At 74.6% G+C, this 11976-nt stretch carries 4 protein-coding genes; all 4 read right to left on the bottom strand.

All coding sequences use genetic code 11. The annotated features are described in order from the left end of the window. On the bottom strand, nucleotides 1-6911 hold a 6911-nt coding region (locus ACFXPX_RS41585; RefSeq protein WP_380644938.1), incomplete at its 3' end, for an amino acid adenylation domain-containing protein. After that, on the bottom strand, nucleotides 6908-8110 hold the full coding sequence (locus tag ACFXPX_RS41580) for an SRPBCC family protein (protein WP_380531932.1): 1203 nt from the start codon (nucleotides 8108-8110) through the stop codon (nucleotides 6908-6910). The genes ACFXPX_RS41580 and ACFXPX_RS41585, both read right to left, overlap by 4 nt. 74 nt (nucleotides 8111-8184) lie before the next feature. Next, nucleotides 8185-9441 carry an NAD(P)/FAD-dependent oxidoreductase gene (locus ACFXPX_RS41575; RefSeq protein WP_380531934.1) on the bottom strand — a complete coding sequence of 419 codons (1257 nt, stop codon included), beginning with the start codon at nucleotides 9439-9441 and terminating at the stop codon, nucleotides 8185-8187. Between the two features lie 356 nt (nucleotides 9442-9797). Continuing rightward, the coding region (locus tag ACFXPX_RS41570; RefSeq protein ID WP_380644937.1) for a hypothetical protein at nucleotides 9798-11976 on the bottom strand (2179 nt) is incomplete at its 5' end.

Here is an 11976-nt window from a genome sequence, read left to right as displayed (position 1 = left end):
GCCTCGGCGGGCGAGAGGCGGAAGAACCCGGCGTCGAAGTCGGTCAGTCCGTCGACGAAGCCGGCCCGCCGCAGGTACACGGTGCCGGGCTCGCCCTCGGTGCCGTAGTACGCGTCGATGTCCCAGCGGGAGGCGGGCACTTCGCGCAGGCAGTCCTGGCCGTCGGTCAGGACGCGCCAGAGCTCGGCGGGGTTCGCGGCGTTCGGGAAGACGCCGTCGACGCCGATGACGGCGATGTCGTGGCGCTCGTCGTCGTGGCGGGGGCCGTCGTCACGGGGACCGTCGTCCTGCTGGTCGTCGCGCGGAGCGGCAGTAGCCGCGGTGGCCACGGGGACCTCCCTGGCCGCGGGGGCCTCGGTGCGCTCCGGCGGGGCAGCGGGGGCCGGCTCGGCCGGGCCGTCGGCGACGCCGTACTCCTCGCGCAGCGCGGCGGACAGCCGGTCGACCGTGCCGACCTCCAGCAGCAGCGTGATCGGGATGTCCACGTCCAGCCGGGACCGGATGTCCTGGGCCAGCGAGACGGCCAGGACCGAGTCGAGCCCCAGCTCCTGGAGCGGCCGGTCGCCTTCGAGGGTGTCGGCGTCCAGTTCCAGGGCGGACGCCACCCACTGGGCGAGCGTGGCCCGGAGGGCGCCGCCGGTCCGCCGGGGCGGGGGCGGCGGTGCGGTGGGCCGGGTGCCGCCGGTGGGCGCGGTCGCGGGTGCGCCGTGGGCGGTCTCCCGCCGCGGGTCGGGCTCGGGTGCCGGCCCCGGCGGGGTCGGCGAGATCCGCTTCCAGGTGATCCCGCGGGCCTCCAGCACGGGCTGGTCGCCGTCCAGGATCACCAGGCTCGCGCTGAGCAGCCCGGCGTCGGGGCCGGCCTCCCGGTCGCGCCGGGCGTGCACCCGGGCGGTGGCGGGCAGCGGGCCGCGGACGGTGAGCCGCTCGACGGCGAAGGGGACGTACAGTCCCCGCGCGCCGCAGGCGGCGAGCGCGACCTGGAAGGCGCCGTCGAGCAGCCGGGCGTCCAGCGGCCCGTACGGTCGGTCGTCGGCGCGGAGGGTGCCGACGGCCTGTCCGGGGGTGGTGGACAGCGCGGTGACGGTGCGGTAGCCGGGGCCGTAGTGCAGCCCGGCCTGTTCGTGGGCCCGGTACATCGCGTCGAGGTCCACGGGTGCCAGGCCGTGGGCGGCGGGCGGGGCGAGGGGGGACGGCGCCTCGGCGGCGGCCACCTCGCCGTCGCAGACCAGTGCCCCGGCGGCGTTGCGGAACCGGACGGTGGGTCCGTCCTGCTCGGCCGTGAGGGTGTCGGCGCCTTCGACGGGCATCCGGAAGGTCAGGTCGCGCAGGGTGAAGCCGTCCCGGCCGAGGAGTTCGGCGACCCGGCCGGGGTACGCGGCGCCGGGCAGGGTCGGCCGCCCGAGCACGAGGTGCTCGGCGGCCTCGGGCTGCCCGTCCCAGCGGCGGACGGACGGACCGGCCGGCGCGGGTGCGGGCGCGGCAACGGGGACCGCTGCGGCCACGGGGGCGGGGGCCGGGGCCGGCCACAGGAAGCGCTCCTCGTGCGGTGCGGTCGGGAACCGCACGCCCGCCCGACCCGGGCCGGTGGACAGGTCCACCCCGGTGACGAACTGCCGTGCGGCGTCGTCGAGTTGCTCCCTGGAGGCGCCGGGGTCGAGCGGCTCCCGGCCGGCCCTGGCCGTGCCGGAGACCACGCCGGTGTGCAGCGAGCGCGAGGTGCCCGCCCCGGCCAGGAACAGCCGGAGCTTGTCGTCGAGCTGCTCCACGCCGTTCACCACGCAGGCGAGTCGGTGCGCCTGGGCCGGGCGGCGCAGGGCGGCCTCGCTCAGCGCGGCCAGCGGCGGGCAGTGCGGGGAGTCCAGCATCAGGACGAGCCGCTCGGCGAGGGTGCGCAAGGCCGCCTCCGAGCCGGCCGACAGGACGACCAGCCGGGGCCCGCCGTCCTGCACCGGGGCGGTGTCCGGCGCGGCCTCCAGCACGACGTGCGCGTTCACGCCGCCGAAGCCGAAGCTGCTGACGCCCGCCGCCTTCGGCCCGTCCCACGGCAGCGCCCGGTCGGCGACGACCAGCGGCGAACCGGCGAAGTCGAACGCCCGGTTCGGGGTGCGGTAGTTGAGCGAGGGCGGGATGGTCGCCGCCTGGAGCGCGAGGACGGTCTTGATCAGGCCGGCGATGCCGGCGGCGGGCTCCAGGTGGCCGAGGTTGGTCTTCACCGATCCGACCGGGAGCGGCCGGGCCTCCTCCCGGCCCCGGCCGAGGACGGCGTGCAGGGCCTCCAGCTCGATCAGGTCGCCCAGCGGGGTGCCGGTGCCGTGCGCCTCGATGTAGCCGATGTCCTCGGCGGTGCGGCCGGCGGCGGCGAGGGCCTTGCGCAGCACCGCCTCCTGGGCGGGCTTGCTGGGCGCGGTGAGGAATCCGGCGCTGCCGCCGGTGTGGTTGACGGCGGTGCCGCGGATCACCGCGAGCACCGGGTCCCCGTCGTGCTCGGCGTCGGCGAGCCGCTTGAGGACGACGACGCCGCAGCCCTCACCCCGTACGTAGCCGTCCGCCGCCTCGTCGAAGGTGCGGCACCGCCCCTGCGGGGACAGCATGCCGGTGCGCGCGTAGGAGCGGGACTTGTCCGGGGTGAGCACCAGGTTGGCCGCGCCGACCACGGCGGCGTCGACGTCGCCCGCGCGCAGGTGCATGGCGGCCTGGTGCAGGGCGACCAGGGAGGAGGAGCAGGCGGTGTCCACCACGATGCTCGGCCCCGACCAGTCGAAGACGTGCGACAGCCGGTTGGCGATCATCGACATGGCGGTGCCGGTGGCCGCGTGCGGGTCGGCGTGGCCGGTGCTGCGGGCGACCAGTTCGGGGAAGTCGCTGGCGATCGTGCCGACGAAGACGCCGGTGTCCGCGCCGAGCGAGGTGTGGTCGTGGCCGCAGCTCTCCAGCGCCTCGGCCGTGACACTGAGCAGCAGGCGCTGGAGCGGGTCCATCCGCCGGGCCTCGCGGTCGGTGAGGCCGAAGCGCGCGGGGTCGAAGTACTCGACGCCGTCGAGCCAGCCGGTCGGCACGTCGTCGGTGTCGGACCACAGCTCGGCCCAGCCGCGCCGCCCGGCCGGGGCCGGGCCGACGCCCGAGGCGCCGTCCATCAGGTTGCGCCAGAACTCGTCCGGGGTGGCGGCGCCGGGGAAGCGGCAGGCCATGCCGACGACGGCCAGCGCGCCGTCCTCGGCCGGGCGCGGGGCGGGCTGCGGCCGCGCGGCGGCGGGCGCCGGGGCCACGGGCGGGGCCTGCTCCCGGACGACGACCGGGGCCGGTACGGGGGCCGCAACGGCCTCGACCACGACCACGACCTCGGTCTCGCTCTCGGTCTCGGTCTCGGTCTCGGTCTCGGTCTCGGCCACCGGTACGGCCTCGACCACCGGTACGGGCAGGGCCACGGGCGCGGGCACGGTCGGTGCCGGTTCCCCCTCCCCCGCGCCCAGCAGCCGGGCCAGCTTGGCCGGCGTGCCGGTCGCGAAGACGTCCGCCGCGCTGATCCGCAGGCCCAGTGCCGTGCTCAGCTGCGCCGCGGCCACCGTGACGCTGGCCGAGTCGCCGCCGAGGTCGAAGAAGTTGTCGTCCGCGGTGAACTCGGTGTGCCCGAGCGTGGCGGCGAAGACCCGGGCGATCCCGGCGGTGCGGTCCTGCACCGCCGGGCGCGCCGGCTCCGCCCCGTCGGCCGCGCGGACGATGTTGTCCCGCTTCGGCTCGGGCAGCCGGGTGCGCGCGACCTTGCCGTTGTCGGTGAGCGGGAGGGCGTCGATGCGCACGTAGGCGTCGGGGACCATGTAGTCCGGCAGCGCGGCGCGCACGAAGGCGTCCAGCCGGGACTTGGTGGCCGTCGCTCCGCCGACCAGGTAGGCCGTCAGGCGCGGTTCGCCGCGCCCCTCGAAGCGGGCGGCGCCGACGACGGCCGCGGTGATGCCGTCGAAACGCTCCAGCACCCGCTCGATCTCGGCCGGTTCGATCCGGTTGCCGCGCACCTTCACCTGGGCGTCGGCCCGGCCCAGCCATTCGACGGCGCCGTCCGGGTGCAGCCGCACCTCGTCCCCGGTGCGGTACAGGCGTACGCCGCTGGTGGGGTGGACGACGAAGGCGTCCGCCGTGAGGTCCGGGCGGTGGGCGTAGCCGCGGGCGAGCCCGGCGCCGGAGAGGTGGAGGGCGCCGGTGCCACCGGCCGGGACGGGCTCCGAGCGCTCGTCCAGGACGTGCAGCCGGAGGTTCGGCAGGGGTTCGCCGAGCGGCAGCAGGGCGTCGGTGTCGGTGACCCGGTGGCAGGAGACCCAGATGGTGGCCTCGGTCGGGCCGTAGAGGTTCCACAGTTCCCGGGCGGAGGCGTGCAGCTGCCGGGCGACGCTCGCCGGCAGCGCCTCGCCGCCGGACAGGACGGTGAGCGAGGCGGGCGGGGTCCAGCCGGTCTCCAGCAGCAGGCGCCACAGGCTCGGGGTCGCCTGGGCGACGGTCACTTCGCCGGTCAGTTCGGCCAGCCGGTGCGGGTCGCGCGCGGTCTCGCGGGAGGCGAGGACGACGGTGGCGCCGAGCGTCAGCGGCAGGAGCAGCTCCAGCAGGGAGATGTCGAAGGCCACCGTGGTGTGCGCGAGCACCCGGGCGTCGGCCGGTACGGCCAGGCGGGTGCCGATGCCGGTGAGGAAGTTGGCCAGGGCGCCGTGCTCGACCTCGACGCCCTTGGGGTCGCCGGTGGATCCGCTGGTGAACAGCACGTACGCGAGGTCGCGGCCACCGACCGGGGCCGGCACGGCCATCGCGGCGCCGTCCGCCTCCGGCACGCGCAGGGCGGCGCCGAGCGACTGCCCGAGGGCGTGGGTGCGGTCGTCGGTGAGGACCAGGTCGCAGCGGGCGACCTCGGTGTAGCGGCGCAGCCGGTCGGCCGGGTAGCCCGGGTCCAGCGGCAGGAAGGCGGCGCCGGCCCGCAGGACGCCGAGCAGGGCGGGCAGCAGGTGGGGGCCGCGTTCGGTCAGGATGCCGACCACCGAGCCGGGTTCGATGCCGTGGTCGTGGAGGCGGGCGGCGATCGCGTCCGCCCAGGCGTCGAGGTGGGCGTAGTCGAGGGTGCGGTCGCCGCAGCGCACGGCGACGGCGCGGGGCCGTTCGGCGACGGCGGCGGCCACCAGGTCGAGCACGGTCGGGCCCTCGGTGGCGTCCGGGTCGGCCCCGGTCGCCGGGGCATCGGTGCTCGCACGTGCCGAGGCGTCCCCGGTGCGACCGCTCGCCACGGGCGTCCCGTCTTCGCCGTGGAACAGCGCGGCCAGGAAGAGGTCCTCGACCCGCTCGGTGAACGCCAGCGCCTCCTCGGAGTCCATGGCGGTCTCCCGAACGAACACCGTGGGCGGGCCGTCCTGCACGCACAGCAGCGCGACCTCGGTGTGCGGTTCGGCGGAGGCCTCCTCGCCCGCGCCGCGTTCCAGGACCATGACCCGGGTGAAGGCCGGCTCCCGCTCGCCCAGCGGGCGCCCGGCCAGGCCGAGCCGGGCCTCCAGGTCGGCGGCGTAGCCGCCCTTCTCGGCGGCCCGGTCGAGCTTGCGGCGCAGCGTCGCGGCGGTGTCCTCGGTGTCGAAGCGGACGGGGTGGCGGGCGGCGACGAGTCCGTGGGTGCGCTCGGCGAGGTCCCGCGCGGCGGACGGCGACCAGGCGAAGTCGAAGCCCCCGGGGGCGTCCTGACCGGCCGGGGCGTCCGTGCGCTCGGCGTCCGTACGCCCGGCGACCGTATGCCCGGCGTCCGTACGCTCGGCGACCGCGCGCAGGAAGGCGCGGACGACCTCCGCGGTGTCCTCGCGCGAGGCGGGGGTGAACGCCAGCTCGTAGCGGCCGTAGTGGGCCGTGGCGGCGGTGAAGTCCCCGGCGGGCAGCCGGGCCGGACGCAGGTCCGTCAGGCGGGCGCGCCACCAGGGCTCGTGGGGTCGCAGCTGCTCCTGGGCGGCGGCGAGGGAGGCGAGCAGGTCCTGCGGGGCGGGCGGCACCGGGGCGCCCTCGACGATGCCGAGGCACTGGGCGGCGGCCTGCCCGCTGAGGGCGGTGCCGTCGACGGCGGTGAAGTCGCTGAGCACGAGGTCGGCGTCCGGTCCGGCCAGGGTCAGCGCGGAGGTGGTCACGGAGAGCGCGGTGGTGCCGGTGCGGGCGTCGGCGCGGGGGATCGAGCGGACCTGCCGGGTGAACACCGCGCCCTGCCCGGTGAGGTACACGGGCAGCCCGAGCGGGTTGGGGAAGGAGCCGTAGTCGAGGGCCTTGGCGGTGCGGACGGCTTCGGCGGCGGTGGTGCCGGCGTGGATGACGCCGCCGTCGGCCATCCGGGCGGCGCGGCGGTAGAAGCGGCGTTCGCGGCCGGCCGTGTCGACCGGTTCGGGCAGGGTGCCGGCCACCAGGTGCGGGACGAGGTCGCCGAACAGTTCGATGCCGGTCTCGGCCGTCTCGTAGGTCAGCGACAGGGCGGTGGAGTGCTCGCGGATCGGGAACCAGCGCTCCAGCAGCACGCTTCCGGCGTCGACGGTCTCCGTCATGCGGTGCCAGGTGGCGGCGTGGCGGGTGGCGCCCTCGTACAGCGCCCAGGCCGGGACGTGGCTGCCGGCGTAGCGGGGCAGCGGGCCGTCGTGGAAGTTGACGGCGGCGATCCTGGGCAGCGCGAGCACGTCCGCGGGCAGGATCCGGAAGTTGACGGTGCTGAGCAGGTAGTCGAACGGCCGTCGGGAGAGCAGCTCCCGGAGGTCGCCGCGCGGGTCGAGCAGCGGTATCCGGTGTTCGGCGGCCCAGGCGGCCGCGGCCGGGTCGTCGCTGAGGACGCCCTCGATGTGCACGCCGGCGTCGAGGAGCCGGGCGGCGCACGCGGTCAGGACCCGGGTGCCGCCGATGAGGTAGCAGTTCGTCGTCATGCGCGGGCCTCGGCGGCCGGGGCGGCGTCGGAGCTGACGGGAGGAGTTGTCGGGTCCATCTCAGCTGTCTGTTCCGCGACCCAGGCGTCGATCTGGGAGACCACCTCCTCGTCGAGGGAGAGCTGCCCGGGGGCCCAGTGCGGGTTCGCCAGGCCCCGGTGGGTGCGCTCGCACATCGCCCAGTCCTCGTAGTTGGCCTTGTCCCACAGCGCGAAGACGGCCTCGTGGGAGAAGTCCTCCTTGGCGGTCTCGGAGGGGTGGAAGAGCCAGAAGTGCCGGACCAGGCAGGTGCCGGGGCTCTCCGGCCAGACCCACTGCATCATCACGTAGTCGGCGGTGAAGCCGAACAGCAGGTTGGGCAGGATGGTGATCCAGTTGATCCGCTGCCGGTCGGCCTCGGGCACCAGCGGCATCGGTTCGCGGCGGCTGCGGCCGGTCATGGAGACGGAGTTGAAGCCGCCGCGGATCGACTGCCAGGCGCCGACGATGTCGCCCTGGAGGTCGTAGGTGCCGGCGTCGTCGAAGTCGGTGATCCGGTGCAGGTCCTTGTGGGCGGTCGGGAAGTGCAGGCTCTCGTTGACGTTGTGCGCGACGAGCTTCCAGTTGGAGGCGACCGGGTAGTCCTTGGCCTCCATGCACTCCAGTTCGTCCAGGTGGTAGACGCGGGCGAACTCGCCGAACTCGCCGAGGGATTCGTCCAGGTCCGGGGCGTCGTCGGAGAAGGCGATGAAGACGACGCCGTGCCGGATCTCGGTGCGGATCGGCAGCAGCCCGTTCTTCTCCTTGGCGAAGAAGTGGTCGAGGTAGGTGCCGTTGAGGCTCTTGAGCGCGCCGTTGCGGTCGTACACCCAGCAGTGGTAGAGGCAGACCAGGCTCTGCCGCTTGCCGGAGGCCTCCTCGACCAGCTTGTAGCCGCGGTGGCGGCAGTAGTTGTGGTAGGCCTGGATGCCGTCGTCGCCGTGCAGCAGCAGGACGGATCCGGTACCGATGTTCAGGGTGCTGAACGCGCCCTTCTCCTTGAGCCGGGAGACGTGGTCCACGGGCAGCCAGCGGCGGCCGTAGATCCGCTCCATCTCCCTGCGGTGCTGCTCCTCGCCGGTGTAGAACTCGTGCGACCGGCCGGTCCCGCCGGTCTCGAAGTACGGTCTCTGCTCGGGCTGTTCGCTGATCAGGTCGTACATGCTGGCGGCATTGGTCATCTGCTGGCTCCCTCGGCGGACTGGAACGACTGCTGCGGCAGTGCTGTGACGGACCATCGGACGGGCGGGGCGGCTCAGCCCGCGGGGTCGTAGATCCGCTGGTCCTGCGGCACTCCGGCGCTGTCGTAGAGGCGCTCCAGGGCGTCCGGCGCGTAGATCTCGTACCCCTCGACGATGCCGCCGATCAGGCCGAGCATCCGGTCGGTCCACTCCTGGGTGGCGCTCATCGCGGACATCGTGGCGCGGAAGAAGGGCGGCAGTTCGGTGAGTTCGCCGAGGGTGGTGGTGAAGTCGTAGACGTCGCCGCTCTCCTCGTCGCGGAGCTTGTTGTACTCCGCGAGCGCCTCCTCCATCGGCCGCTCCCCGGCCAGCCCCTGGTGGAGCCGGTCGGCCAGCAGCTGGCCGTGCAGGAAGGCGTCGGTGATGCCCCACCCGGTGTACGGGTCCTTGTGGTAGCCGGCGTCGCCGACCAGGGCCCAGCCCGGACCGTAGGCGCGGCGGTAGTAGTTGTCCGGGTAGCGCATCGGCTTGAAGTCCTCCACGCGCCGCCCCTGGTCCCGCAGTTGGACGCCCATCTCGGGGGACACGTCGTCGAACACGGCCTGGAAGCGGCCCTCGACGTCCTGGCGGAACTCCTTGAGCTGGCGGCGGGTGCAGATGGTCGCCAGCATCTGGAGCCCGTCGTTGGTCGGCCAGGTACCGAACCAGCGCTCGTTCATGCCGGTCTTGTGGTGCAGGCCCCAGTCCTCCAGCCCGGTGTAGTAGGAGTAGTAGATGAACCCGGCGGCCGGGCGCACGTTGTAGAGCTCGGCTCCGGTGCGCTTGGCCACCGTCGAGTGGAAGCCGTCGGCGCCGACCACCACGGTCGAGCGGAACTCCCGCTCCGGGCCGTCGCCTTCGCGGCCGCGGATGCCGACCACCTGGTCGCCGTCGAAGACCAGGTCGGTCAGGGTGAAGCCCTCCAGCACCTCCGCGCCCGCCCGGCGGGCCGCGTTGACGAGGATCTCGTCGAGCACGGTGCGGCGCGGGCAGTAGACGGCGTCCACGCCGTCGACCGGCTCGGCGAAGCCGTTGAGCTCGATCCCGCGGTAGGCGTAGTGCATCGTGCGCAGCGCCGGCGTTCCGGCGCCGACGATCTCGTCGAGCAGCCCCCATTCCTTGAGCTTCAACAGCCCGGCCTGATGGATGTAGTGCGTCGACACGGAGTCGCTGGGAAACGAGGCCCGGTCCACCACCAGCACCCGGTGGCCCTGCCGGGACAGCAGCATGGCCAGCGGCGATCCGGCGCAGCGGGCACCGACAACAATGACGTCGTACACGAGATCCCCCACGGATTCGAATTGGTCACCCCACGGCGGCAACTGGCTCGCTCGAACACCCCGGCGACCGGCCCTCCGTATTGATCAGGAGGCTACGTAATCCCCTAGGGAAGGTCAAGAGTTGGTAGTGCCCAGGCAATTCCCCGGCTGTCTACGCGCCTCACCACCGGTGACTTGTCCGACCAAAGGCGGACATACCAGGGCACACATCTTGCTCACATTCCTGAGACATGTCATTTCTCTGATTACCCCGGTAATCACCGCCGGAAGGACCCCGGAATCACTGGGGTGAAGTAACTCGTGAAGTTCGCAGGGGAATCCGGCCGCGACGTGGCCGAAAATCACCGGAGCCGCCGGGCGACCGGCCGCTACGCCGACCCGGCCCCCCACCGCTCCTCCAACCGGGCCACGTGCCGGAGGGAGTACCTGCTGCCCAGCGCCGCGGACCGGCGGTACCAGGCGAGCGCCTCCGGGAGCCTGCCGACCTCACGGAGCAGGTCGCCCATCTCGCGCAGCGCCCGGCGGTCGCCGTTGTCGACGCGGCCCTCCAGCCACGCGTAGGCGTCGTCGAGCCGCCCCGCGTCCCAGAGCATCCAGACGGCCTCCCGGTAGGCGTCCCGGATCCGGCTGTCGGCCGCCCTCGCGTACCAGGTCAGCGCGGTGTCGATCCGCCCGGCCTCCTGGTGGAGGGCGGCGATGTGCAGCAGCGCGGAGTCGTCCCCGTGCCGGGAGGCCTCCCGGTACCAGTGCAGCGCCCGGGCCGGCTGCTTCCCCAGGCGGTAGAGCGCGGCCGCCTGGTGCATGGCCAGCACGTCGGACAGCTCCGCCGCCCGCAGGTAGTACGGCAGGGCGCCGTCGAGGTCGCCCTCGGCCTTCAACAGGTCGGCCAGCGGCCGCAGGGCCACCTTGTCGCCGCCGCGCACGGCGCGCCGGTACCACTCGATCGCCTCCTCGACCCGGTCCGCGGCCTGGAGGTGCTCCGCCGCCTCGCGCAGGGCGGTGGTGTCTCCGGCGGCCACCGCCTCCTCGTAGGAGCGCAGTCCGCCCTCCCGGTCACCGGTGGTCCAGCGCAGGTGGGCGGCCTCGCGGTACGCCTTCTCGTCGCCGTCCCGCGCCCGGCCCTGCAACCACGCCAGGGCCTCGGGCGCCCGGCCGTGCCGACGCAGCACGGCCGCCGCCGAGCGCAGCGCCTGGCTCTTGCCACCCGTCTGGGCGGCGCGCTGGTAGAGGGTGATCGCCTCCTCGTCCTGCCCGTCGTGCTCCAGCTGGCGCGCCGCTTCCAGCGCGGCGTGGGTGTCGCCGGCGTCGGCGCGCTCGCGCAGCCAGGAGATCGCCTCGGCCAGGTCGCCGCTCTCGCTGAGCAGGCTCGCCGCCGACCGGACGGCCTGGCTGTCGCCGGCCTCCGCCGCGGCCTGGTACCAGGCCACCGCCTCCCGCGGGCGGCCGGTCTCGTGCAGGAGCCGCGCGCCCACCACGAGCGTGTCGGTGTCCCCGGTGGTCACGGCCGTGTGGAAGGAGTACGCGTTGACCACGGGGTGGGCGCCGTGGTTGCTGGCCAGGAACTGCACGGCCGTCTCCTTGGCGGTGGCCTGGGCCAGCGACAGCCGGGGGTCCCGGTGCGCCAGGGCGGCCAGCCCGAGCAGCTCACTGCCCGTCAGGGAGTTGGGGACGTTGACGCCCGCCTCCTCGATCAGCATCAGCGCGGCGGCGTTCGGGAGCTCCTCGCCCCCCTCCCCCGTCAGCATCCGGGCGGAGTCGGACACCGTCCCGATCACCAGGACCGGGGCGCGGCGGGTGTCGGACAGCGCCTGCCTGATCTCGTCGTGGATCCGCTGGGCCGTCACCCCCTGGACGGCGTCCAGGTAGCGGTCGATCCGGTCCAGCCACACCACCGTCCGCGGCCCGGCCCCCGCCAGCGCCTGGAGCACCTGCCCGGTGTCGGAGGGATTGGCCGGGTACCACAGCCGCCAGTCGGCGGGCAGCGACCGCACCGCCTCCCAGCAGCTGCGCGTCTTGCCGGTCGACGGTGCACCGCGCGCGATGACGATGCCGCTGTGCCCGCCGACCCCCAGCCGCACCACGTCCAGCAGCGCCCGGTCGTGCAGACGGTCCACGTACGGGGTCAGGGTCGGCAGGGTGGCGGGCATGTCCGGGAACGCGAAGGTCGGACGGACGCCGAGGGCGATCGGATCGAGCAGGTCCGCGACGGCGTGCCCGTACGGGGGCTCCGCCGCCGCCGCGATCCACAGGTTCCGGGCGCGCAGGGCGGCCTCCCCCGCCGCGACCGCCGCCCCGCCCCCCGCCATCCGGGCCAGCACCGACGCCACCGCCACCGCGTCGTGCGGGTTGGGCGGCAGCTGGGGCGAGCGCAGCAGGCGGCGGACGCTGTCCCGCTCCGGTGCGGCGGCGAGCGAGTCGTCCAGCCGGACGGCGCCCGCGATGTCCGCCAGGGACGGCGCGCCGGCCGCGAGGTACAGGTCGTGCAGGGCGTCCTTGAGGTCCCGCAGCGGCCCCGGCGGCGCCCACGGACGGGTCAGCAGCCGCGGG

Source organism: Kitasatospora sp. NPDC059146 (assembly GCF_042786665.1).
In the GTDB taxonomy this organism is placed as follows: Bacteria; Actinomycetota; Actinomycetes; order Streptomycetales; family Streptomycetaceae; genus Kitasatospora.
Note: the sequence above shows the minus strand (reverse complement) of the source record. Positions and strands in the feature narration are given on the sequence as shown.

What these genes read in the sequence shown, in the direction of transcription:
- ACFXPX_RS41580 (WP_380531932.1), bottom strand. Translation starts at nt 8,110, where the DNA reads ATGACCAATGCCGCCAGCATGTACGACCTGATCAGCGAACAGCCCGAG.